Genomic DNA, 24,498 nt, shown 5'->3' on the forward strand with positions numbered 1-24,498 from the left:
TCGGACTGCCTTAATATAACTAATTATACGGTCAATTTACATTTTCGTTTCATAAATTATTCATGTAATACTAAATTAGGGTGTTTTTTAGAACCCTAGTTTTGTAATTATATCCTTCCACGGTAGCTCATGAGTGAACTTAATATGCTGATCTGATTCATCCTTTGGCCAGTCTAAAATAGAAATTTCTTCCTTAACTCCGTTTTGCTCAGAGATATTAAATTGTTCACCATATATTTGAATAAAATAGGTTGTATCCTTTATTTTTATATCTGTATATAACATTATATTTTTTTCAGTAGAAGCTATTGTGTACTCCTGTTCACCATAAGTTTTAGTAGCTATTGTGACGCCCTCTCCCTCTAAATACTGTATTTTTTCTTTACTTAGCAAAACTCTTAACGCTTTGTTATCCTTGGTACGGTATGTGAGAAATAAATCAACTATATCTTGAGTATTGAATTGTATTTCATATTTTTTATTAAACTCAATACTATCGAATCCTAACATTTTGTCATTATCCCAGTTAATTCGTATACGTGCTGAATCAAAGACATAGTTGGCTAGACTAGGCAACACAATCATTTTATCAAAGTCTTTTTTTATCTGATCTATTGTAGAATAACCTTCGGACTCTTTTATTACACCAAGAGACTTTTCCTTTGTTCCTTTATACATGTATTGTCCTAATTTCATATTTTTGCGCTCTTGCTTCGCTTGTTCCTCTAGTTCATCATAATACTTTTCTTCTTCTGATGATAAGATTGAATTGACCCGCTGTTCAGTTTTTACCTGCTCCTTCAGTTGAGCCAAGGTAGGCTCATTTTTTAATATATATTGATGCACAATCGTAATCATCTTAGTTAACATACCCTCGTCAATACGCTCTAACGTATCTGTTTTAGTATGAATAAAGTTATATTCTTCTTGGGTTACTGTTAATGCTGGGATTCCTTTTGCTGAAAAGGATAAATGATCACTCCCGATGATATTACTTTTTATCGCTGAAACTCCTTTTTCATTAAAGAAATCTAACATACTATTCACTAACCCATCATTTTCTTCCCCATCAAGCACGACTTTTCCACCATTTACAACACCTAAACAATCTAAATTAATATTAAACACATTGTCATAGGTATTACCTAATTGAGCTACAAAGTTTTTACTACCCTGAAAATGCGACTCTTCACCATTAAATGCAACAAAAATAAGATCACTTTCAAAAGGGGTTTTACTAGCATCCTCTTGTAATAATGAAGCAAGCTTTAACATAGCAGCAACACCAGATGCATTATCTACGGCACCTCGATAAATTTCTTCCTTTTTGCCAGTATTCCAACCAACATGATCAAAATGACCTGAAATAACAATAGCCCGACGTTGATCTTGGCTTTGCTTGCCAGTAATCAAACCAACGATATTGTTAACCGAAATAGCCCCCTGTTCTAATTCCATAGATAGTTGCATTTTTTGTATTTGATCCCTATGGGTATAAAGCCATTGATATGTATCTGGGCTGATTTGATAAAACGGCTGCTCTTTCGATTCTGTAGGTAAAAGCTTTTTAAAATTAGAGGTTGATATTAATATAGCTTGGGGTTGAATTTGCTGCTTTGTCATGTCAAAGCTTTTTATATCCTCAAGTACCAAAATCTTTTCTCCTAAATCCACATCATTTATATCAAAAGTAATGTCAGCTTCATTATTAAATTTAAAATTCACTCTTTGCTCTACATAATCGTGTCCATATTTAAATTCCTTGCTGTTCCCGTCTTTAAGTTTTACTTTCATCATATACTTTTGCTTATTAGGATCAAAGAAATCTTGCTGATAGGACTGCTTAAATGAATTTCCCTTAAAAGGTTTAAGCCCAATTAATTGAAATTGCTTTTCTACATATTCACTCGCCTTTACGTTACCCTCCGTTCCTGGCAACCGTCCCATCATCTTATTACTAGTTAATTCTTTTATTACTTCCATCGGTTCTGAGGGTTTACTTTTAGATGATTGACAACCAACTAAAGTTAATGAAAAAACAAAGAATAAGGCAAGTATAGCCATTATAATTTTATTGGTCCCACAAGTGTTCATATAATCCTCCTATTTTATCAAAATGTAGGATAATAATATCATATTTTAGCAAAATATATAATATTTAGATTAATGTAACATCCATTATGATAGAATTTGAAAGGAGGTGGAAAAATGAGAAAACGATTTTTATCAATTGTTGTTACGTTAACTCTATTAGTAGGTTTTTCAAATACTGCGCTAGCAGAGGGGATTGCAGTTGATACTCAACCTAATAGTATTTCACCATCATCGGGAATTGAATTGCATGCCGAGGCATGTGGCTATTATCCTAGTGGTCAACATTCACTTAGACTTGTAGGACAAACAGAAGTATCACGTCCAGGGGGTTCTCATTCTATATGGATTAGAGAATCTAATGGGACTGAAACGGCTGTTATGTGTGAAATCACAAACTGGTACGAGTCCAAAACATACGCATGTGCTTGTGGTAACAAAAGCCAAACTGTTGAAGGTAGACATATACGTTCATCCCATCAATACTGGCACTAATTATTTCATTTTTGGCATATTCACTCATACTTAAAAAAAGCAATTCAATACCTAAATTCAAAATTTGCTTAAAAGATGTAAAAAAAGAAGCGACTAATTTGGGACAACCCTCATTAGTCGCTTCTGTGATTACAGTAAGGTCAGTCACAAAGCTTATAGCGCTCTGCGATAAATCTCCATAACATCCTCTTTTTCCAGCTTCGCAAAATTACCAAATGCGCCAAAGCGAACTGCTTTATCCGCCATAAGCTCAAGCTTACTATCATCAATGTCATAATCTGCTAAGCGGCTTGGTGCTCCGATGGAATCCCAAAAAGCACGAAGTGCTGCAATGCCTTCCTCTGCAACCTGCTCATCACTTTTACCTGTAGGATCCACATTAAACACCTTAACAGCCAAACGTTTAAAACGTGCAAGGTCATGATGCATATTGTATTTCATCCAATGTGGGAACAAGATAGCCAGTCCTCCACCATGCGGAATATCATACACCGCGGATACGGCATGCTCAATGTTATGTGTCGCCCAATCACCACGAACCCCCATACTTAATACGCCATTTAAAGCCATTGTTCCAGCTAATAAAATAGTTTCTCTATGTTCGTAGCTTTGAAGATCAGCAATAAGCTTAGGCGCTGTTTCAATCACTGTCCGCAACAAGCCTTCACAAAATTCATCTTGTAGCAACGTGTTTTTGTCTGGATGGAAATATGTTTCAAATACGTGAGACATTATATCAACCATACCGTATACAGTTTGATCCTTAGGTAATGTTGCTGTGTATGTCGCATCTAAAATTGAAAAAGCAGGGAATGCGTAATAGCTACCCCAACCTAATTTTTCTTCTGTTTTCTCATTCGTAATAACAGAACCTGCATTCATTTCTGAACCTGTAGCGGCAATCGTTAATACGGTACCTAGTGGAAGTCCACCTTGCGCAACAGCTTTTCGCTCTGCAAAATCCCACATATCTCCATCATATTTAGCACCAACAGCAATCGCTTTAGCACAGTCAATAACACTGCCTCCGCCAACGGCAAGAACCAGGTCAATATTATGCTTGCGACAAAGGTCTACACCTTCATGTACAGTGGATAAACGAGGGTTAGGTTGAACACCAGCTAGTTCTGTCACAACTGCATTAATTTTACCTAATTCAGTCATTACTTCATCATATAGGCCAGTACGCTTAATGCTTCCCCCACCGTAAACAAGCAGCACATTACGTCCATATTGCTCTACTTCCTTACTTAATGAGGATAATGTATTTTTCCCGAAAATTAACTTGGTGGGATTATGAAAAGTAAAAGTATTCATTTATTGTACCTCCGCTTTAAATTTGTAACTACCACTATATATTATAGGGCTGTCCTACCTTAAATTACAAATGACATCATTATAAAAAAATAGAGGCTGATGGAACAACTGAGGTGTACTGCAATTTCCTCGACTTTTGTTCCGATCAACCACTACTTCAAATCAAGTACATTAGGTCTAAAAATTATTTACTTTCCACATACCCTGCTTCAAACAGAAACTTACGGAAGGCATTACGTCCTACTTCATTATTTTTAAATACCCCTGCATGACCTAAAATTTCTGCAAATTTTATGCCAACTACATTTTGCAGCAAAGATTGCGCTTCATCAAAGGTAAGACTTGTTCCATGCAGTCCAACTAATTGCTCAATCCATTCTTTATGAACAGCTAGCGGATGACCTTGATTTCCCACTGCTTCTTTATACAACACCACATTCCCACTCAAAATCGAAGCAATATCGTTTAACTCTTCCTTTAAGCGACCGGGTAAAATAGCTAAGCCCATCACTTCGATTAAGCCGATATTTTCCTTTTTAATATGGTGCATTTCACGATGTGGGTGAAAAATCCCTTCTGGATGCTCTTCGTTGGTACGATTATTACGCAATACCACGTCCATCTCATAGCCCCCAGCCTGACTACGACGCACAATCGGTGTTACGGTATTATGAGGAACCGTAGTCCCATCTTCCCCTTTGGAGAAGGCAAATACTTCTACATCTGGATCACTGTATTGCTTCCACTTTTCATAGAGATCATTCCCTGCCTCAAGCACAGCTTGCTTATCGTCACCTTGTAAGCGGATGACGGTCATAGGCCACTTCACCATCGCTACAGTTACCCCTGCATAATCTGCATGGGTGAACGTTGCTTCACTTGGTGCTTTTTCCAGTGGGAAGGTGTGACGTCCACCTTGGAAATGATCATGTGTGAGAATTGAGCCCCCTACAATCGGCAAATCTGCATTTGAGCCTACAAAGTAGTGGGGAAACTGTTCAACGAAATCAAGTAAACGTTGGAACGTTTCCTTCGTCAGCTTCATAGGAACATGGTCATGATGGAACACGATACAATGCTCATTGTAATAAACATAAGGGGAGTATTGGAAAAACCAAGGTTCATTGTTTAGTTCAATCGGTATGACTCTTAAATTTTGCCTAGCAGGATGATTAAGTCGCCCTGAATAACCTACATTTTCACGACATAATTGACACTTTGGATAGATTGGCGGAGGTAACAGCTTTGCCGCTGCAATTTCCTTAGGATTTTTTTCTGGCTTAGACAAATTAATAGTGATTTCCATCGTGCCAAAATCCGTTTCTTGCTCCCAATACATATTTTTAGAAATCCGATCCATCCGAATATAGTTACTTGCCGTAGATAAATGGACAAATTCATCCGTAGCTGCTTCAATACCTTTTGTTTCAGTGGTGTGCTTAAAAGCCGCAATCGTCTCAGATGGACGAGGCATAAGCAAACCCATAATTTTTGCATTTAACAAATCGCGATACGTATCTGAATTTTCTGCAATAAGTCCAATAGAATAGCCATAGTCCATTAATACATCAAGAGGTGCTTCAGGACTAGATATCGACGTTGTAGACTGATTTCCTAAATACGGCTCATCACTTTGAAAAAGGGATAACAATTGGTTGCGAGAAAAATCAATATCCTCATTTCCGATTAAACGTTGCTCGAATGCGTAACGAACTAGCTGCTCTATTGCAAAAAGCGCTTCATTTTTTAGTTCATCTTGTGCTGTCACCTTAAACACCCTCCTTTATCATCAAGCTTAGTCATTGTAGCCGTCTGGATGTTGCTCGTGCCAACCCCAAGCACTTGCGATAATATCATCAAGCTGATTACGAGAAGGATTCCAGCCAAGCACCTTTCTAGCTTTTTCAGAGGAAGCGATGAGCACCGCAGGGTCACCAGCACGTCTTGGACTGATTTCTACTGGGAAGCTGCGACCTGTTACTTCCTGTACCTTTGCAATCACTTCTTTGACTGAAAAACCTTGACCATTACCGAGATTAAACACATCACTTTCTCCACCTGCTAATAAATGCTGAACAGCAAGCACGTGCGCATCTGCAAGGTCACTCACATGAATATAATCACGTACACAAGTACCATCCGCAGTTGGATAATCGTCACCAAATACTGAAATTGCTGAACGTTTACCTTGAGCCGCTTGGATGATTAAAGGAATCAAATGGGTTTCTGGAGAATGATCTTCACCAATTTTGCCACTAGGATGTGCACCTGCTGCATTAAAATAACGCAACGCTACATATTTGATCCCTAACACCTTATCAAACCAAGACATCATGCGTTCCATCGTCAGCTTGGTTTCCCCATATACATTAGTTGGATTCGTAGGATCGCTTTCTTCAATAGGCACTTTATCTGGCTCGCCATACGTTGCTGCGGTAGAGGAAAATACAATTTTACGTACGTTAGCTTCATCCATTGCTTCTAATAAGCATAATGTGCCATAGACGTTATTGTCATAATATTTAACTGGCTTTTGCATACTTTCACCAACAAGTGAATTTGCGGCAAAATGAATGACAGCTTCGATGTCATTTTCGGAAAATAGCTTTGCTAATAATGCTTTGTCACGAAGATCTCCCTCGTATAGCTTTCCACCAAGCAACGCATCACGATGTCCAGACTGCAGATTGTCAATCACGACAACCTCCTTGCCTTGATCAAGTAATTCAGCTACTGTATGAGATCCGATGTACCCTGCTCCACCTGTTACGAGAATAGCCATGTTATTTGTCCTCCTTTATTTCATGTACGCCTTGACCTACTCCACAAATATAAAAGTCTGCCTTGAGTCCTGTACGTGCCTCATATGCTGGACCCACCTCTGCTACAAACTGCGCTACATCATCTTCATGCACAAGAGATACCGTACAACCTCCAAAACCTGCACCTGTCATACGAGAGCCTAATGTTCCTTTAATCTTGCGAGCTTCCTCAACTAACACATCTAGCTCTAGGCAGCTAACTTCATAAAGATCACGTAATGAGTCATGAGAAGCGTTCATATAGGTGCCAAATAAGTGCAAGTCGTTACCCTTAAGAGCTTCAACTGATTTTAAAACACGTGCATTTTCTTCAACGACATGGGTTGCCCGACGTAGCAGCACCTCATCTTGAATTAAGCCTTTTAATTGTTCAAAACGTTCTGGTGTTAAATGTGCAAGATAGTTAAGTTCTGGCTCCTGCTGCTGTAACGTGGCTAACACCGCATCACATTCACTACGTCTCTCATTATATTTTGAGTCCACAAGCCCTCTACGCTTATTTGTATTACTAATAACAATTTTATAAGCACCTGTGCGGAAAGGGACTAGATCATATTCCAATGTGTCGCACATTAACAAAATCGCATGATCCTTTGCTCCGTTTGCAACGGCAAACTGATCCATGATGCCACTATTTACACCTACATATTGATTTTCAGTCCGTTGTGATAATACCGCAATTTCTACCTTGTCTTGTGCTTTACCTTCCATCCCAAGCAAGCAGTAAGCAGTAACCACTTCAATAGAAGCAGAAGAGGAAAGGCCAGAACCGTTTGGAATTTCGCCATGGAATAATAGATCATAACCAGAGGACAGCTCAACCCCCATTTTTTTAAGCTCAACGATAATCCCTAATGGGTAATCCACCCATTCTCCTGTTTTTTCTACTCCGATATTTTGTAGCTGAATTGAAGCTTCATAAGGTAGATTTGTAGATTTTAGATTTACAATATCATCATTCCGCTTACGGATAATTAACGTTGTTCCAAATTCAAGTGCAGCAGGCAATACATACCCACCGTTATAATCAATATGCTCACCAATCAAATTAACACGACCAGGTGCATTGTAATAATGTAGGGATTGCTCATTTTCTTCATAACGTGTCAAAAATAATTGTTGTAGTTCTTGTTTATTCATTGAAAATAACCCCTTTGCTAGCATTATTGTCTTTCAACTACTAATTTCAAGATGGATCCTTCTTGATTTAAGTATAAAGAATACGCTCAAAAATGATAATGCATCTATGTTAGTTGAATATGGATTTATGTGACTTTAAGGTTTAGAATATAAATGAGTTAAACAACTATTTAATAATAAGATTGATACCAACTAGGTGGACGTTACGTTCCAGAGGGTTGTTTCGATCGCTCTTAAAATCAAATTTTATTTAAATAAACTATATAGGTTAAAATTTGATTTTAAATACGAACGCTCCGCTTCTCCACAATCCCCCTGTCTCTTCACTGGTTTAGTTGGTTAACAACTATTTTATTTAATAAGCATTATTTTTAAACTTATTTATATTCAAAGGTGAAGAAGGGTAGGTGGACGTTACGTTCCAGAGGGTTGTTTCGATCGCTCTTAAAATCAAATTTTTTTCTGAATAAAATGCTATAGGTTAAATTTTGATTTTTAAATGCGAACGCTTTGCTTCTCCACAATCCCTATGTCTCTTCACAAATTCAGGTGGTTAACAAGTATTTCATTAAATGTTTTATTCTTTTTCAACTAATTTATAGAGTTGAAGAAGGTATGGTGGGAAGCTGCGTAGCAGAGAGTGGTTTCAACCGCTGTTAAAGCCCCACTTTCTTTTATAACATGTCTTAAACTAATAAAAGTGTGTCTTTAAAGGCGGACGCTTTCGCTTTTCCACCATCTCTCTGCTCCTCCGCTTCTCACAATCCCCCCGTCTCTTCACAAATTCAGGTGGGTAGTCAAAGTATTATCCTTTTCAAATAGCATTGTTTAATAGTAGCTTTATTAACTAAATTTATAGGTTGAGGTGAAGAAGGTATGGCGGATGTTACTTATTATTCGGCGGCAAATCCTGAAGGCGATGCTGGTAGCAACAGCAACCTGCATGTATTGTTTGCAGGGGCTAGTCAGACTGAGGCCGAACATAAGCTAGGTCCTAAAATATATAATTATTATTTATTACATTTTATCGAGCATGGCAAAGGGCAATTTGTAAACGATTCAATTGTGTACACATTACAAGCAGGTGATTGCTTTCTGATTCCACCAAATCAGTTAGTTAGCTATGCTTCCGACCCGATTGAGCCATGGCGTTATCGCTGGATTGCCTTTTCAGGTGCTGGCGCTGAAGCTTTGATTCAAGAGGCTGGATTTACGCCACAAATCACCGTATTTACACCTGGAGCAGAAAGTGAAATCTCAAAAATGCTTTTTGAAGTGCTAGAGGCATTTCACAACCGAAAATTAGGCGCTAATTTATTATCTCTCGGATACTTGTATCTTATTATGGGTGAAGCGAAAGAAACGTTGCTTAAGGACTCTCCAATACCTGTTGGTGAGACGGTAGTACAACGTATTGTAAAACAGATGATTCACTATATGTCTAGCCAATACGCTTATCCGATCTCGATTGAGCAAATGTGTCATAGTTTGGGCTACAATCGCGCCTATTTGTCTCGCATTTTCCGTAAAGAAACAGGGACTACTCCTGTGTCTTATTTATTAAAGCTACGAATTGAAAAATCAAGACAATTGCTTCGTGGTAAACCTGAACTATCAATTGAGCAAATTGCGGCTTCAGTGGGAATGACCGATCCTCTTTATTTTTCAAGACAATTTCGTAAAATATACGGGAAATCTCCTAGTGATTATCGAAAATCGATAACAAGAAAATCGTAATAGAGTAAATTTCAAAAAAAACGCAACCCGTATCAAGGTTGCGTTTAACAATTTTATATTTATGATTTTAGGCTCTACATACGTTTATTAATGCTCTCCGGCACTATTCAAAATCATTTCGATACGCTCTAATTCTTCAGCTGAAAAATCTAGGTTATCTAATGTTCTAACGTTTTCTTCAATTTGAGTAGCTCTACTTGCCCCAATCAAAGCAGAGGTCACTTTACCGTTACGCAATACCCAAGCAAGCGCTAATTGGGCTAAGCTTTGTCCACGAGCTACAGCAATCTGATTTAATGCATGTACTTTTCGAAGCAATTCAGGTGTAATATTTTGTTCATTTAAAAATACACTTGCACTTTTCGCTCTAGATTGCTCTGGAATTCCATTGAGATATTTATTCGTTAGCAAGCCTTGTGCTAATGGACAAAAAGCAATACTGCCGACACCATTCTCCTCTAGTACATCTTGTAAACCATCTTCAATCCAGCGATTAAGCATGGAATAAGCAGGCTGATGAATGAGCAGTGGCGTGCCCAGTGATTTTAAAATTTTTGCAGCTTCAGCGGTTTGTGCAGGATCATAGCTTGAAATTCCTACATACAATGCTTTACCAGAGCGGACAATATGGTCTAACGCCATCATCGTTTCCTCCAATGGAGTATCGGGGTCAAAGCGATGTGAATAAAAAATATCCACATAATCTAAGCCCATGCGTTTTAAACTTTGATCAAGGCTTGATACTAAATATTTGCGAGAGCCCCATTCTCCATAAGGACCCGGCCACATGTTATAACCTGCCTTAGTCGAAATAATTAACTCGTCTCGATAAGGTGCTAGGTCTTTGTCTAATACTTGTCCAAACATTTCTTCAGCCGACCCTGGAGGGGGACCATAGTTATTCGCTAAATCAAAATGAGTAATCCCTAAATCAAATGCGGTGCGTATCATTTCTCTCCCATTTTCAAAAGAATTAATGCCTCCAAAATTATGCCATAGCCCTAATGAAATTGCTGGTAGCTTTAATCCAGATTTCCCCACACGATTATATGCCATCGTATCATATCGATGTTCATTTGCTGTATATGTCATTTAAGCGCTCCTTCTTTCATATCGAATTGGGTCAAACATGCTTACGCTTTCATAAGGTCATTATAACGTGAAAGATAGCTAAAGAAAAATGATTTTCCCTACTCTTTCTAGTACAGCACCAATTGGCTCTTTTATGTGCAAATCTACTTGATTATCATATGGTGTTGAGGATGAATTCAATAAAACAATACGGTTCCCTCTAAAGTAATGAATAAAATTAGCCGCAGGATAGACAGTAAGGGAGGTTCCACCGATCAATAATAAGTCTCCTTGCTGCATAGCTTCAATCGCACCCGAAATAACATTTTCATTCAAATTTTCTTCATATAACACAACATCAGGTTTAACGATCTTTCCGCAATCGTCACAACGAGGAACAATGTCATTACTATTGGCGACTTCATCTAAAGAATAAAATCTTCCACAACCCATGCAAAAATTACGATGAATTGACCCATGCAATTCCCATACTTTTTTGTTGCCTGCATCTGTATGTAATCCATCTATATTTTGTGTAATAATCGCTTCCAATTGATCATTTTGTTCAAGTCTAGCTAAAAACTGATGAGCAGCATTAGGTCGCGCGTCTAAATGTAGCATTTTAGATTTATAAAAATCAAAAAAAACTTCAGGATGTCGATTAAAAAAACGACGACTGAGTATCTCCTCAGGGGAATATGGCGATTGATGTTGGGCTTGATACAGTCCTGCTGCTGAACGGAAATCAGGAATACCACTTTCAGTAGAAATGCCTGCCCCTCCAAAAAAAACAATTTTGCTGCTTTCCTTAATCCAGCTTGCTAATGTCTGTTCTTGATTCAAATCACACCACTCCTTTCATTTTTATTATAACATTTCAACATAACAATATTTTCATGCAATAAACAAAAAGGATGGATAGAAAAACTTAACCACATGTGTTAGACTATTGAGAAAACCTTTAGCTAGTTAAAGCTACAATTCACTACAATATATATAAATGGGAGGAAGTTGAATAACATGGCAGCCAAGAAAATGCGTTCTGATATGATTAAAAAAGGCTTTGATCGGGCACCTCACCGTAGCTTGCTACGTGCCGCTGGGGTAAAGGAGGAAGATTTTGGCAAACCGTTTATTGCCGTGTGCAACTCCTATATCGATATCGTTCCAGGACATGTCCACTTGCAGGAATTCGGGAAAATTGTTAAAGATGCAATTCGTGAGGCAGGTGGCGTTCCATTTGAATTTAATACGATTGGTGTAGACGATGGAATCGCAATGGGACATATCGGGATGAGATATTCCTTACCTAGCCGTGAAATTATTGCAGATTCCTTAGAGACGGTCGTTTCTGCTCACTGGTTTGATGGCATGGTATGTATTCCAAACTGTGATAAAATTACCCCAGGAATGATGATGGGGGCTTTACGTGTAAATATTCCAACGATCTTTGTCAGTGGTGGACCTATGAAGGCTGGCGTAGACAGTAAAGGGAACAAACTGTCCTTAACTTCTGTATTTGAAGGTGTTGGTGCTCACCAAACTGGCCAAATTACGGATGATGAACTACTTGAATTAGAACAATTTGGTTGTCCAACCTGTGGATCTTGTTCAGGAATGTTTACTGCAAACTCCATGAACTGTCTTGCCGAAGCATTAGGGATTGCAATGCCTGGAAACGGGACAATCTTAGCTGTAGCTGAGGAACGTCGTGAGTTTGTAAGACAATCTGCGAAGCAGCTTATGGAATTAATTAAGCTAGATTTGAAGCCTCGTGATATCGTTACAAAAGAATCGATTGATAACGCATTTGCCCTTGATATGGCAATGGGTGGTTCTACGAATACAGTTCTTCATACGTTAGCATTGGCTCAAGAAGCAGGTATCGATTATCCTTTAGAGCGTATTAATGAAGTTGCTAACCGTGTTCCACATATTTCTAAGCTTGCTCCTGCATCTAATTACTTCATCGAGGATGTACAAAATGCGGGTGGTGTGAGTGCAGTTCTTAACGAATTGCTCAAAAAGCCGGGTGCGATCCATGGTGATCAAATGACGGTAACTGGCAAAACAATTGCTGAAAATGTAACTGGACATGAAATTAAGGATCATAATGTTATTCATTCTATAGATAATCCGTATTCTGAGCGTGGTGGACTTGCAATTCTTTACGGTAATTTGGCACCTGAAGGTTCTGTAATCAAAGTAGGTGCAGTTGACCCTTCTGTAGGTGGTTATCACAAAGGACCTGCGATTTGCTTTGATTCACAAGATGAAGCATTGTATGGCATTGCAAATGGCAAGGTTAAAGAAGGTCATGTCGTAGTTATTCGGTATGAGGGACCTAAGGGTGGACCTGGTATGCCAGAAATGCTAGCTCCAACCTCCCAAATTGCGGGCATGGGCTTAGGTGCTAAGGTTGGTCTTATTACAGACGGACGTTTCTCAGGGGCATCCCGTGGAATTAGTATCGGTCATATTTCTCCTGAAGCTGCAGAGGGTGGACCTATTGCTTTTGTTGAGGACGGCGATATTATTGAGCTTGATCTTAACAATCGTAAAATAGAGCTTCATGTTTCTGATGAAGAGTTAGCACGTCGTCGCAGTGAAAACTGGAAAGAGTTCGAGCCTAAAGTAAAAACAGGTTACTTGGCACGTTACTCCAAGTTGGTTACAAATGCAAGCCAAGGTGGCGTCTTAAAAATTTAAAGCTTCTCCAATTAAGAAGAGGCATCGCAAGTCTTGAATAAGACTTACGATGCCCTTTTGTTAATATTATTGATATTATATTGTAAGTTTTGGGATTAATGATAATGCAAATGAGCTTGCATCACAGCTTCCTCTTCTTCCTCTGTTGTCGCAACCGGTTGAAGCTGATTATCGTACCAACGAAAATGAGATGAGTCAGATAAGTATTTCTGGAATAATACATCTAGTGGCATCATAATCATTTTAGGCTCTAACTGGTGTGCTGTTTCTTTGTTATTAACTCTTGAAAAGCCGTCTGGATGAATAATACTCATTAAAAATTTTAAATAAATGCGAGTAGATCTAGCAAAAAATCCTTTAGGTAATTCAGTTACCGTAAATCCAAACTTCTCTGGCCCACGATTAATCATACTGACTCCATATAAGGCTTTGATCTCCCCAAATTCAGGATGCTGTGCAATATAACTTGCTAGCTCAGGCAAGGTCTTCTCTACGCCTCGAATCATTTGAATGGCAATCTGTAGTGAGGTTCTTGAGGACATTCCAATCTGGAATAGCTTTTTGTTGTCAAAATGTAACTCCATGACCCTATCCCCATGCTGCAAAGGGACGTTGTCCCTTGTCCCCTTCATCATTACAGTTTCACCGTGATAAGTTCTAATTCTAAAATGTAAGAAAGGATCTTCAGTATTTGTAGACCTTAAATGGAACAAATAATGAAATACCTTTTCCCACAGCAACCATAAGTAAACAACAAATCTTTTCATTCGAGGTAAAGTTCTTTTACCCGATGCCTTTTCCTCTAAGTAAGAAGAAAGAGACGTCTTTTTACCTGTTGTTTGCTCTGTTTCGGTAATTAATTCATCAATCCGAATGCTCTTTAAACCGCGTTGCTCAGCTTCTTGCAGTACACGTTCCAATGCAATTAGCATTTGACCTGGAGCACCAACATTGGCTCCAAGTGTAGCTCCACAATCATGAAGCAAAAAAACCTCGCCACCCTTTAGCTTTTTCATCATTCGTTTACACAAACGATCAGCGCCTAGTCGTGAACGCCAATCCCCAAACATCGCTGACCATAATACAATTTGAGTTTCATTTCGTTTCGCAAAATCAAATATATTCACGATTCCCCAAGGTGGTCTATAATAGTGCGTGTTCGTTCCTGTTACATCACGTATAATTTTTGTTGTACTGTGAATTTGCTTTCTGACCTCTTTAGGACTCATCAGCCAATTCGTTTTGTGAATATAGTTGTGAACCCCAATCATATGCCCTTCCTCATGCATTCTTGTCAAAAGGTCTGGGTGTTTCTCCGCATTTGCACCTACAACAAAAAAGGTCGCTTTTGCATCGTAACGCTTTAATAAATCAAGTAATTGTGTTGTGTAAGTTGCGTCAGGTCCATCATCAAAGGTAAGTGCAAAATGCTCTTTACTTACCCCTCTCCGGAATACTCTAAAACCAAACAAGCGACTAATTAATCCAGGTATAAAAGCATACAGTGACGTAAGGTAGAACATCCACAGAAGCAAAGTCTCCATATTCTGGTCCCTCTCTTTATCTCTTGTTCTTACTCTGGCATGCTTAAACCTAACATCTTATTTATATTACCATATTCGAAAGTAAATTAGCGTACTAATTTAGAATGCTCTGCTAAAATATTCATGGTTTCCTTAAATAGCAAGGTCGCTTTATTTTTTGCCCCAATAGGTTGATTTTTGATTAAAACAGCGACTGCATATTGTGGCTTTTCGGTTGGACCATAACCGATAAACCAATGATGATTACGTGACTCCGAACCGAAGGTAACCTGTGCCGTTCCGGATTTCCCAGCAAGTGTCCACTTCGCAGATTGCAATGATTGACCCGTTCCCTCTATAACCACCTTACGCATCCATGAGGTCAGCAGACGACTTGTACGGGGGGAAATTTGTTGCTCATTTTTTCTTACCTTTCGTTCGAAATCAATAAAGTGACTGCCATCTTTATAGGTAATCGCAGACACTAATCTAGGCGCAGCAACTTTTCCATCATTTAATAGAGTTACTACTAAATTAGCGGCTTGAAGTGGTGTAATCTGTACATCTCTTTGACCAATTGCAGTTTGAGCGCGTACACCACCATCCACTTGCTTTGCTTTAAAAATGACACCTGCTTCTTCTTGATCAATTTGTTGTAGGTCATTTCCTTGCCAGCCTATTTTTCGGCCTAATCCAAGCCCATACGCAGTGTTCATAATATCTAATTCACTTAATCTTTCACCTAAGGTTGCAAATACAATATTACAGGAATGTGCATAACCATCCTCTAGCGTGATGTCACCGTGCCCCTCCTTTAACCAACAGGACATGCCGTATTTTCCATATTCCCTATTGCAACGAAATACTTCGTTCGGCTGTGTTACTCCCTTTTCTAAAGCAGCTGCAGCAATGACCGTTTTAAAAATCGAACCTGGCACAGCGGCTTTCACCGCACTATTGCTCCATTCACCCTGTTCTAAATTAATACGTTTTGGATCATAGAAAGGTCGCGAAACCATACTAATAACGTCTCCATTGGTAGCATCCAGTACAACAATTGCACCTTGCTCGATATGTTGTTCCTCTGTTAACTGCTCAATTTGACGTTGAAGTGTATTATCTATCGTACTATGAACGACGAGCGGTAAATAGTTACTAGGTTGTCCCTTAATTGTTGCTCCTACCCCTTGTAATGCTCTACCCTTTCCGTCTATTGCATAATAGGCTGCTGTTTTTTCTGCTGCCCTTAAATAGAAATCAAAGCTACGTTCAAGCCCTGCTGCACCTAATGAAACGCTTAAGTCCCTTTTCCCTCTACTTTTGATACCAAGTGATTTTATTAATTCAGGCTGCTCTGCTAAATAACCCAGCCATTGGTTGCCTCTTAATCCTTCAGCATAACGATTCATATAAGGTAAGACCATAACCCCTTTCAAGTTACGCCATTGATGAAGTTCATCCTGATTAACATGAAAAAAAACACCTGACTGCTTCTCTTCCCATGCTTGTGGTATTTTTAAATGCACCCATGTATCATGAAGCTTGGCTGTTGTTGTATGTAGCAAAGAAGCAATACGATTCATCTCCTTAGTAGATGGAAGCTGCTTAAGCGGAAATAATACAGGTGTCCATACTACTTCACCAGTCAAGGCAACTCCATTTCGATCTACAATATGTCCCCTACCAGAATCAAGCTCAATTCCTTCTTGTCGTTGACGAACAGCTAACTCATTAATTGTAGATGTACTCGGCTTTATAATTTTCCAACCAGAGCTAGTTTGAATCCATAATAATCGAAAAATAAGAATTAGAAATAAAAATAAAAAGAGCATTAGAATATAAAATATGCGTTGTTTTCTTAATAATGATAACCTATGCAAAATAGAGTCCCTTCTTTCTAACTAGCTAGCTCCTAGTCGTTATTACAAGCATGTCCTTAAAAATAAACTTTCACACTACACTTCACGCTACATTTCAAACCATTTCAAACTACATTCATAATACATTTCTCAAACCATATAACTACAAGACAATAAAAAACTGCTTTCATAGTTTTCACTACAAAAGCAGTTTAAATAATTTAAAAAATATACAATTTATGGATTTCCCTTTATACTGTGAACTTAGATAATGTTTCTTTTAACCCTACTGAAACCTGCTCTAATTTTTGAGATAGATTCACTAAATGATTTCCGATATTTTCTTGCTCATTACTTAATGATGCAACCTCTTCAGACGTTGCAGAGGACTCCTCAGCGACAGCACTCACATTAGTCATTGCTTCAGACATAACCGCCTGAGACTGATTTAGCTCATCGATAGAGGTCGTTACCATACTTAAATGGTTTACGAAGCCTTCCATTTTTTCTTGTACGGAAACGAAGATTTTACTTGTTTCTTTTACGGATTCAATCTGCTCTTCAAACAGTGGATTAGCATCCATTAAAGCCTGCACCGTTTGGTTCATCTCAGCACTGATTTCATCGGTTATTTTACCTACCATTTTGATCGATTCTCTAGATTGATCTGCAAGCTGACGAATTTCATCTGCAACAACCATAAAACCTCTACCCGCTGCTCCTGCCCGAGCCGCTTCGATGGTAGCATTTAAGGACAAGATATTAGTTTGTTGTGTAATATTTTGCATCACGTCAAGCACCTTCATGACAGAAGAAGTGCTTGTTTTTAGCGTATTTACCTTATCGGTTAACGCTTGAATGATGTCAACTGTCGTATTTGTTTTATTTAATAATCCATCCAAATACTTTGTACCAAGCTGACTAGATTGCTCTACCTCATGTGCAGAAGTAGACATTTCTTTGTTCGCTTGAATCACTTTTTCCATTTGACGACCAATATTATCCGCCAACTCATTACCACGTTCAGCTTCATTTGCCAGACTTGTAGCACCGTTCGCTATTTCTTCTGTTGCAATTGCAATTTCCTTCGCGGACATCGCTGTCTTGTTTGAGGCATCTGTAAGTTCTGTTGCCGTTTCTAACACATCTTGCGCAGAGTGATTGGTTTGCTCTACTAGCGTAGTAATTTGCTCCATCATCACATTAAAGCTGCCAGTCAGCTGCCCAATTTCATCTTTAGAGGTAACCTCCATACGAACATTTAAGTTCCCCTTTGCGCCTTCTTCCATTAAATCTTTTAATTTAACTAACGGACGCCCAATCATATTGACCATCCACATTCCAATTAAAATAGCAATAATTGCGACAACACCCGCTGAAATATATGTAGTTAGTAAGATGCCTTTTGCATCTTTCGTTAGCTCTGCTGTTGGGATACTGCCAAGAAGTTTCCAGCCCGAGGTTGCTTGCTCTTTAAATACGGCAAGAACAGATTCACCTTTTGCATTTTTAGTTTTAGTGCTTTCCAGCTTTTGCTCAACTGCTTTGCTAATATCAAATTCTGAAAGTTTTCCTTCCTCTCCTTTTACCGAAGAAGCAACGATTACGTTATCAGGTGCTAAAATCTGAACCTTAGCTCCTTCACCCATTTGAAGCTCTTGGAGATATCCTTTTAAAATATCTAGGTTGAGATCTGCAACTAATACAAAACGTTTCATCGTATTTACACTTTGCACAGAACGAGCTAAACGGAAAACAGGTGTACCTTTTGCTTCTGGAACATTTAGCCATATAACCTTGGACGATTTGGACAACTCTTTAAACCAATTTTGATCATGAATGGTTTCAAGGAAATTTTGATCAACTGCACCTGAAGTCACATTAGTGAAATTGGGGTCATCTGCAACCAAATAAATACCTGAGATCCCTTTTGTTGAGAAAGTAAGCGCGTTCAAACGAGTTCTCATTTTTGTCGTTGCGGTAAACTTGTCGTATTCTGTCGAAGTTGTTAACGCCAGATCCATAATTGCCTTTTGCATTTCATCATCTAAAAACATTTGTTGTAGATTGTCTTGAAATTTTTCGAAAATAATATCTAGCTTTTGGGCTGTTTGAGTTACAGTGGCTAGGTTAGCTTTTTCCGCATTATTTTCAACGGTGCCTTTAGCCATTTGATAAGAAATAATTCCGATCGATAAAACAAAAAACATAATAGCTACAAAAAATATAAGAAACAGGCGAATACTAACTGACTTTCTAGGATCAGCCCATTTTAAATCCTTGGTACTTTCCTTCATAAAATCAAATGATTTTTTTGCATATTTACCAGAAAACAACTTCTTATAGTTATAGGAAGTTACTTTTTTAACTATTTTCGATGGAAATGTCTTAAGCTTATTAACTCCTGCCTGCTGCTCTCCCTTCTGTTTCGTTTTCTCTGTTTTGAAACCTTTCTTTGGACCTAGACTCATACTAAACACCTACCCATTTTAATATTCGCACGCTCATTACCTAGGCTCTGAGTCATGTTAATTACTGTCAGTAAAGCGTTTTCCCATCACATTATGCAATTCGACAAAAGTTAATATATTCCTCTATCTTTATCGGCAAATTGTTTGTTATCTTTTAAGCTTAAAGACCTAAAACTTAAAAAAACATAAAAACAGGACTCCCGAACTACAATTCAGGAATCCTGTTAATTTTTTTTCGACAATTATTTCTTTTTTCTCATCATATCAAAATAAGCAACAGGTTGATCAACTTTCATTTGGATACGTTGTAGTGGATGGCGAGCAACATCTAACTCGTTTCCCTTTTCATCCCATATTTGTCCAACTGTTTGTTTAAAGAAGCGACCTCCTGGACCAAAAAACTCAACCTCAGTTCCTGGCTTAAAATGATTTCGTTGCTCGATTAATGCTCTACCTGTTGCTTCATCATAATCAAGAACTAGTCCAGCAAAGTCAAAAGGAATTACTTTTTCTTCAGGTTCATAAATATGATCCTCATGATCTGGTGTATCATTAAAGAAACCAGTGTTAAGAGGACGGCTAGCTGCTTTATTAATTTCATCTACCCATTCCTGCTTGAGCTCATAATGCTCTGGGTCCTCCATGTAAGCATCAATCGCTTGACGATAAGCATTCACAACGCTAGCTACATAATGAATAGACTTCATTCTACCTTCAATCTTAAAGCTATCAATCCCTACATCAACAAGTTCTGGGATATGATGAATCATACATAAATCCTTAGAGCCCATTGTAAACGGATTATCCTCAGGTTCAAATAAAGGATTTGCTTCTTCCTCTACTGCGCCTTCAAATAAATCATATTTCCAACGGCACGATTGACAACATCCACCACGGTTGCTATCCCGATCTGTAAAATGGTTCGATAATACACAACGTCCAGAATAGGAGGAGCACATCGCACCATGTATAAAGGCTTCGATCTCAATATCTACATTTTGTTTAATCTCTTGAATTTCTTCAAAACTAGTTTCACGCCCTAACACGACACGTGGTAAACCAAGCTCCTTCCAGAAGCTTACCGCTTGCCAGTTCATTGTAGATTGCTGCGTACTTAAATGCACTTCAATTTCTGGCACTTTACGCATTGCAATATCAACAATTGTTGGGTCCGCTGTAATAATCGCCGCAATTCCCGCTTTGCTTAGCTCCTTTAAATAATCCTCAATTCCGTCAATATCCTCATTATGCGCATAAATATTTGTCGTTACGAATACCTTAGCGCCGTATTTTTTAGCGAATTCAACACCTTCAGCCATCTCTTCAAAGCTAAAATTATCTGCATTAGATCTTAGACCATATTTTTGTCCACCGATATAAACGGCATCCGCCCCATAGTGGACTGCAAATTTTAATTTTTCAAGATTTCCTGCTGGAGCGAGCAGCTCTGGCTTGTCCAATCGATAACGTTTACCTACATATTTTGCTTTACTTTTTGTCGCTGTTTGCACCTTTTTCACCTCGAAAAATTAATAAACTTGTTCTTTATAAAAGAATCCAAAGGACAACTCACGATGAGGGTCCTGTACGTTCCGAATTTCATCTAACCAAGCTTCATCAAACTCATAGTTATCAGGATCATTAAAATAACAATCGATCGCTTTACGATACGCTTGGATCACAACAACATTGTAGCTCTGTGGCTTTAACATGGTTTCAATTCTAAAGCTTGGAATCCCCGCTGCCATTAAAATATGCAAATCTTCTAAAATGCATATATCATCTGAGCTCATAATATGCGTGCCTGTTTCATCCTCATAAATCGGGAATTGTTCACCAGGACGTTCCTCTTCTACTAAAAACAAACCACGTTCCTTGCTTGTATCCTCTCCCTCAGGGAATTCACGACCTTGATGGGACATATAGCTACGTACTAAACGACGTTTAGAATGATAAATATTAGTCATGCCATGTACTTGTACCTCTGCTTCAAGCTCCAAATTCGGGTACATGCCTGTAATTTCTTCCATGTTTAATTCTCTTGCTAATACGACACGAGTAGCACCTTGCTTACCCCAAAAGTTAGCTGTTGAATAGTTGGTAGAGGTCATCTCCGCATTCCAATGTAGCTTTAGCTGAGGAGCCACATCACGTACTACTTTAAGTACCGCTGGATCACCAAACTGAATTCCATCAACACCATAAGCAGCAATTTGTTTAATATATTGTGATAAAGCAGGTAATACTCCATGATCAACAAAGTTAGTTACACTAACGTAAATCTTCCCTGCACGTTCATGCACAACCTTTACAGCATCCTCTATCTCCTCTAACTTAAAATCATTAGGCATTCTCATACCATAAGGGGAGGAACCAATTAATACCGCAGTTGCCCCTGCGTCCATATATAACTTAATATCCTCTAATGAACCTGCCGGTGCAAGTAATTCTATTGTTTTTTTCATGCGTCTTTCTCCTTCAACACGATAACGTTGTCTTTATTAAACCCATCTAATTAAGCATGGCTTTATAAACCTGAGCATATAAGCCCATTAAGCTTAATAATTTTCGTGGCTCAATCTAAAATCAGTCCTTGACAGCCCAGCCACATTAGCGAAGGGACAGAGAGATTCTGGAGAAGCGACAGCGTTCGTATTTAAAACCTGATTCTAACTATAGATCTCCATTCAAAGGAATCTGGTTTTAACAACGATCGTAAGAACTCTCTGTATCGTAGCCTCTAACCTCCAAACGTTGTCATGCACTGGTTTCTAATAGAGCCACTTTTATTAAGCTTAATTCACACACTATTTAGCCATTGCCTTACTTTTTTTAATATTATTTAAATGCTCCTTATAGGTTTTAGCGAATAAATGCTCGCCACTACCGTCTTTTTTTGTTACATAAAATAAATAGTCAGAGCTTTCCGGAGCAAGTGCCGCCTCAATCGACTTCATGCTTGGCGCTGCGATTGGACCTGGGGGTAAACCCGCATATAAATATGTGTTGTAAGGACTGTCCGTACGTCTTAAATCTGAGTTATATAAACGCTCCTTTGGCTTTTCAAGTAAATATTGAACCGTAGCATCAATTTCTAGCTTCATATCCTTTGCTAGCCGATTGTAAATAACACCTGCAACCTTACTACGCTCAGCATCCACAACAACCTCACGTTCAATTAAAGAAGCCAACGTCATCATTTCATTTAGAGTTAAATTTTGTTGCTTTAATTTTGCATCTAAATCAGCAATGCTGTCTAATCTTTTTTGTGTCTCTGCAAGCATACGTTCAATAATTTCTTGATCTGTACTGCCTTTTTTCATTTCGTACGTTTCAGAGAACAGATACCCTTCCAAAGTATACATCAAATTTGAACTATTAGGGATACGTTGTACTAAATTTCCAGTAAAGCCTTTCCCTGTTTTCACAAGTTCTTTAAAGTTTTTTTGATCAACAAAACCTTCTTGTGCAAGCTTGACCCCAATTTGTGCCACCGTGAAGCCTTCTGGAATCGTGAAGCGGATCATTTCTTTTTCAACAACTTCTCCTGCATTTAGCTTCGCTATAATTTCCTGATATGTGACACCAGGTTTAAATTGATATACACCAGCTTGAAAATGACTTCCTTGCGATTTTACCTTTAAATATCCTTTAAACAAAAAAGAAGATTTGATAAGTCCTTCTTGTTGAAGTTTATCCGCAATCGTAGCACTACCTGTACCTGATTTAATTTCAATTTGTACAGCTTGATCTGAGGAAGCGACAGGCTGCATGCCGTAATAAGCCCACCCTGCTATAGCCCCAATTCCAATTACAAATAGTAAAAGGATACTCAGTATCCATCTCCACACCTTCTTCAAGTATTAACCTCCTTAACAGCCAAAAAGGGCGGTTGTCCCGCCCCTCCTAGACCGATCTATAAGACTTTACAACCTTATTACTTATTCAGAAAATGTTAGCTCATCATAAAGCTCACTAATATTTTCCCACTCATCGTCATCATCAATCGTAACTAATTCTAATTGACCTTCATCATTTTGGATCACTTGAAATATTTCAGGCTCCTGATTACTAGATGGCTCATCACTTACTAATACAGCATAGGATTTACCAGCGATATCAAATTCCTGTTCAAGTACATAATAGGAAGGCTTGCCACCTTCATCTGTAAGCTCAAGTGTCGTACCAATGGCATCTTTAACCTTTGTCGTAAAAACGACATTACTTGCTATATACTCAGTCATGATCAGCTTCTCCATCAAACTCATCAATCAACGTATTAAACGTTTCTTCTACGATCTCCCACTCTTCATCACTATCGATCGTGTATAATTTAAGGTCATCGCCATCTTCCTCATAACGAAATGCGTATACCTCTTCGCTTTCCTCATCAGAGCTTTCAGGCTCTAAAGGAACGACCATCATATACTTGTTATCAGAACCGTCCACTTCGAACTTCATAATTACTTCGAATTCCTCTTCATTTCCTTCCTCATCAGGAATATAAATAATTTCCGGTTCTTCTACATGATTACGTTCGTTCGTCATATGCGATCACCCTCACCTTTTACTCTTAGAGTCCAAATAGTTTTGTAATATCAATGCCGCCGCTAATTTATCTACGACACCTTTACGTTTCTTACGACTTACATCTGCTTCAAGCAATGTACGCTCTGCAGCTACTGTACTTAGACGCTCATCCCATAGATGAATAGGTAACTGAAGTTTTTCATTGAGTTCACTGGCAAAGGCTTGACACAATTCACCACGTGGACCAATAGTTCCATTCATATTTTTGGGTAAGCCTACCACAATTTCCTCTACCCCATATTGCTTCACTAGCTCTGCAATCCGCAGTAGATCCTGCCCTTCCTTGCGACGCTCAATCACCTCAAGCCCTTGAGCTGTCCAACCAAGGTCATCACTAATAGAGACTCCAATACGGCGGTCTCCATAATCTAGACCTAAAATCTTCATTCCTACGCTCCTAACGGTGATTAGCCATGTAAAACCTTACTAGCTCTTCTATCAATTCGTCACGCTCTTTCTTGCCAATCAAGCTTCTTGCGTTGTTATGACGCGGAATATACGCCGGATCACCAGATAATAGATAACCTACAATCTGATTTACAGGGTGATAATCCTTTTCTTGCAGTGCACCATATACCGTAAGCAAAATTTCTTGTGACGAGACCTGATGTTCATCACCCTTGACATTAAACTTTACAGTTTTATCCATAGAGTCCATGACGACACCTCATTT

20 protein-coding genes are annotated in these 24,498 nt (G+C 38.6%); 3 read left to right on the top strand and 17 right to left on the bottom strand.

What is annotated here, in order from left to right:
- Nucleotides 1–87: 87 nt before the first annotated feature.
- Nucleotides 88–2,094, bottom strand: coding sequence for a M28 family metallopeptidase (locus ABE099_RS11180; protein ID WP_430030310.1), 2,007 nt, complete (start codon nt 2,092–2,094; stop codon nt 88–90).
- Between the two features lie 114 nt (nt 2,095–2,208).
- On the opposite strand from ABE099_RS11180, the gene ABE099_RS11185 reads away from it, so the two are divergent.
- Nucleotides 2,209–2,586 (top strand): hypothetical protein, encoded by a 378-nt coding sequence (locus ABE099_RS11185; RefSeq protein WP_430030313.1) that lies wholly within the window; start codon nt 2,209–2,211, stop codon nt 2,584–2,586.
- Between the two features lie 153 nt (nt 2,587–2,739).
- On the opposite strand, the gene ABE099_RS11190 is transcribed toward ABE099_RS11185, so the two are convergent.
- The 4 genes from ABE099_RS11190 to ABE099_RS11205 form a co-directional block, all read right to left on the bottom strand.
- Nucleotides 2,740–3,903 (bottom strand): iron-containing alcohol dehydrogenase, encoded by a 1,164-nt coding sequence (locus ABE099_RS11190; RefSeq protein WP_430030316.1) that lies wholly within the window; start codon nt 3,901–3,903, stop codon nt 2,740–2,742.
- Nucleotides 3,904–4,087: 184 nt separating this feature from the next.
- Nucleotides 4,088–5,671 carry a UDP-glucose--hexose-1-phosphate uridylyltransferase gene (locus tag ABE099_RS11195; RefSeq protein ID WP_430030318.1) on the bottom strand — a complete coding sequence of 528 codons (1,584 nt, stop codon included), beginning with the start codon at nt 5,669–5,671 and terminating at the stop codon, nt 4,088–4,090.
- 27 nt (nt 5,672–5,698) lie between these two features.
- The gene (galE, locus tag ABE099_RS11200; RefSeq protein ID WP_430030321.1) at nt 5,699–6,685 is read right to left on the bottom strand and encodes a UDP-glucose 4-epimerase GalE; all 987 of its coding nucleotides are present in this window, start codon (nt 6,683–6,685) and stop codon (nt 5,699–5,701) included.
- A 1-nt stretch (nt 6,686) separates the two neighbouring features.
- Nucleotides 6,687–7,865, bottom strand: a complete 1,179-nt coding sequence (locus ABE099_RS11205) for a galactokinase (protein ID WP_430030324.1) — start codon at nt 7,863–7,865, stop codon at nt 6,687–6,689.
- Between the two features lie 876 nt (nt 7,866–8,741).
- On the opposite strand from ABE099_RS11205, the gene ABE099_RS11210 reads away from it, so the two are divergent.
- Nucleotides 8,742–9,602 (top strand): AraC family transcriptional regulator, encoded by an 861-nt coding sequence (locus ABE099_RS11210; protein ID WP_430030326.1) that lies wholly within the window; start codon nt 8,742–8,744, stop codon nt 9,600–9,602.
- An 87-nt stretch (nt 9,603–9,689) separates the two neighbouring features.
- Here the strand turns inward: ABE099_RS11210 and mgrA are convergent, their stop codons facing one another.
- Both mgrA and ABE099_RS11220 read right to left on the bottom strand, forming a co-directional pair.
- Entirely contained in the window at nt 9,690–10,694 is a 1,005-nt protein-coding gene (mgrA, locus tag ABE099_RS11215; protein ID WP_430030329.1) for an L-glyceraldehyde 3-phosphate reductase, read from the bottom strand.
- A gap of 78 nt (nt 10,695–10,772) precedes the next feature.
- Entirely contained in the window at nt 10,773–11,516 is a 744-nt protein-coding gene (locus ABE099_RS11220; protein ID WP_430030332.1) for an NAD-dependent protein deacylase, read from the bottom strand.
- A gap of 177 nt (nt 11,517–11,693) precedes the next feature.
- Between ABE099_RS11220 and ilvD the strand changes: the two genes are divergently transcribed.
- Nucleotides 11,694–13,382 carry a dihydroxy-acid dehydratase gene (ilvD, locus tag ABE099_RS11225; protein ID WP_430030335.1) on the top strand — a complete coding sequence of 563 codons (1,689 nt, stop codon included), beginning with the start codon at nt 11,694–11,696 and terminating at the stop codon, nt 13,380–13,382.
- Nucleotides 13,383–13,477: 95 nt separating this feature from the next.
- On the opposite strand, the gene ABE099_RS11230 is transcribed toward ilvD, so the two are convergent.
- The 10 genes from ABE099_RS11230 to ABE099_RS11275 form a co-directional block, all read right to left on the bottom strand.
- Complete coding sequence (locus ABE099_RS11230) at nt 13,478–14,926, bottom strand: polysaccharide deacetylase family protein (protein ID WP_430030338.1); 1,449 nt, start codon at nt 14,924–14,926, stop codon at nt 13,478–13,480.
- 86 nt (nt 14,927–15,012) lie between these two features.
- The gene (locus ABE099_RS11235; RefSeq protein WP_430030341.1) at nt 15,013–16,785 is read right to left on the bottom strand and encodes a peptidoglycan D,D-transpeptidase FtsI family protein; all 1,773 of its coding nucleotides are present in this window, start codon (nt 16,783–16,785) and stop codon (nt 15,013–15,015) included.
- 230 nt (nt 16,786–17,015) lie between these two features.
- A complete protein-coding gene (locus ABE099_RS11240) occupies nt 17,016–19,235 on the bottom strand; it encodes a methyl-accepting chemotaxis protein (RefSeq protein WP_430030344.1) in 2,220 nt (739 codons plus the stop codon).
- Between the two features lie 242 nt (nt 19,236–19,477).
- The gene (locus ABE099_RS11245) at nt 19,478–20,746 is read right to left on the bottom strand and encodes a peptidase U32 family protein (protein ID WP_430030346.1); all 1,269 of its coding nucleotides are present in this window, start codon (nt 20,744–20,746) and stop codon (nt 19,478–19,480) included.
- Between the two features lie 18 nt (nt 20,747–20,764).
- Nucleotides 20,765–21,700: a peptidase U32 family protein gene (locus ABE099_RS11250; RefSeq protein ID WP_430030349.1), complete on the bottom strand. Its 936-nt coding sequence runs from the start codon at nt 21,698–21,700 to the stop codon at nt 20,765–20,767.
- 342 nt (nt 21,701–22,042) lie between these two features.
- Entirely contained in the window at nt 22,043–23,095 is a 1,053-nt protein-coding gene (gene mltG, locus ABE099_RS11255) for an endolytic transglycosylase MltG (RefSeq protein ID WP_430030352.1), read from the bottom strand.
- Between the two features lie 81 nt (nt 23,096–23,176).
- The gene (locus tag ABE099_RS11260) at nt 23,177–23,479 is read right to left on the bottom strand and encodes a DUF1292 domain-containing protein (RefSeq protein WP_430030354.1); all 303 of its coding nucleotides are present in this window, start codon (nt 23,477–23,479) and stop codon (nt 23,177–23,179) included.
- On the bottom strand, nt 23,472–23,783 hold the full coding sequence (locus ABE099_RS11265) for a DUF1292 domain-containing protein (protein ID WP_210088509.1): 312 nt from the start codon (nt 23,781–23,783) through the stop codon (nt 23,472–23,474). The genes ABE099_RS11260 and ABE099_RS11265 overlap by 8 nt, the downstream gene beginning before the upstream one ends.
- Nucleotides 23,784–23,795: 12 nt before the next feature.
- Nucleotides 23,796–24,212, bottom strand: coding sequence for a Holliday junction resolvase RuvX (ruvX, locus tag ABE099_RS11270; protein ID WP_430030356.1), 417 nt, complete (start codon nt 24,210–24,212; stop codon nt 23,796–23,798).
- Between the two features lie 10 nt (nt 24,213–24,222).
- Nucleotides 24,223–24,483: an IreB family regulatory phosphoprotein gene (locus ABE099_RS11275; RefSeq protein ID WP_210088511.1), complete on the bottom strand. Its 261-nt coding sequence runs from the start codon at nt 24,481–24,483 to the stop codon at nt 24,223–24,225.
- Between the last annotated feature and the right edge of the window lie 15 nt (nt 24,484–24,498).

It is taken from the genome of Paenibacillus turicensis (assembly GCF_050461185.1).
Taxonomy (GTDB): Bacteria; Bacillota; Bacilli; order Paenibacillales; family Paenibacillaceae; genus Fontibacillus; species Fontibacillus turicensis_A.

Bases quoted from the DNA above. Each gene is read 5' to 3' on its own strand.
- ilvD (WP_430030335.1), top strand. From the start codon at position 11,694: ATGGCAGCCAAGAAAATGCGTTCTGATATGATTAAAAAAGGCTTTGAT.
- ABE099_RS11260 (WP_430030354.1), bottom strand. From the start codon at position 23,479: ATGACTGAGTATATAGCAAGTAATGTCGTTTTTACGACAAAGGTTAAA.
- galE (WP_430030321.1), bottom strand. From the start codon at position 6,685: ATGGCTATTCTCGTAACAGGTGGAGCAGGGTACATCGGATCTCATACA.
- ABE099_RS11180 (WP_430030310.1), bottom strand. From the start codon at position 2,094: ATGAACACTTGTGGGACCAATAAAATTATAATGGCTATACTTGCCTTA.
- ABE099_RS11275 (WP_210088511.1), bottom strand. From the start codon at position 24,483: ATGGACTCTATGGATAAAACTGTAAAGTTTAATGTCAAGGGTGATGAA.
- ABE099_RS11210 (WP_430030326.1), top strand. From the start codon at position 8,742: ATGGCGGATGTTACTTATTATTCGGCGGCAAATCCTGAAGGCGATGCT.
- ABE099_RS11250 (WP_430030349.1), bottom strand. From the start codon at position 21,700: ATGAAAAAAACAATAGAATTACTTGCACCGGCAGGTTCATTAGAGGAT.
- ABE099_RS11190 (WP_430030316.1), bottom strand. From the start codon at position 3,903: ATGAATACTTTTACTTTTCATAATCCCACCAAGTTAATTTTCGGGAAA.
- ABE099_RS11185 (WP_430030313.1), top strand. From the start codon at position 2,209: ATGAGAAAACGATTTTTATCAATTGTTGTTACGTTAACTCTATTAGTA.
- ABE099_RS11240 (WP_430030344.1), bottom strand. From the start codon at position 19,235: ATGAGTCTAGGTCCAAAGAAAGGTTTCAAAACAGAGAAAACGAAACAG.
- ruvX (WP_430030356.1), bottom strand. From the start codon at position 24,212: ATGAAGATTTTAGGTCTAGATTATGGAGACCGCCGTATTGGAGTCTCT.
- ABE099_RS11230 (WP_430030338.1), bottom strand. From the start codon at position 14,926: ATGGAGACTTTGCTTCTGTGGATGTTCTACCTTACGTCACTGTATGCT.
- mgrA (WP_430030329.1), bottom strand. From the start codon at position 10,694: ATGACATATACAGCAAATGAACATCGATATGATACGATGGCATATAAT.
- ABE099_RS11205 (WP_430030324.1), bottom strand. From the start codon at position 7,865: ATGAATAAACAAGAACTACAACAATTATTTTTGACACGTTATGAAGAA.
- ABE099_RS11265 (WP_210088509.1), bottom strand. From the start codon at position 23,783: ATGACGAACGAACGTAATCATGTAGAAGAACCGGAAATTATTTATATT.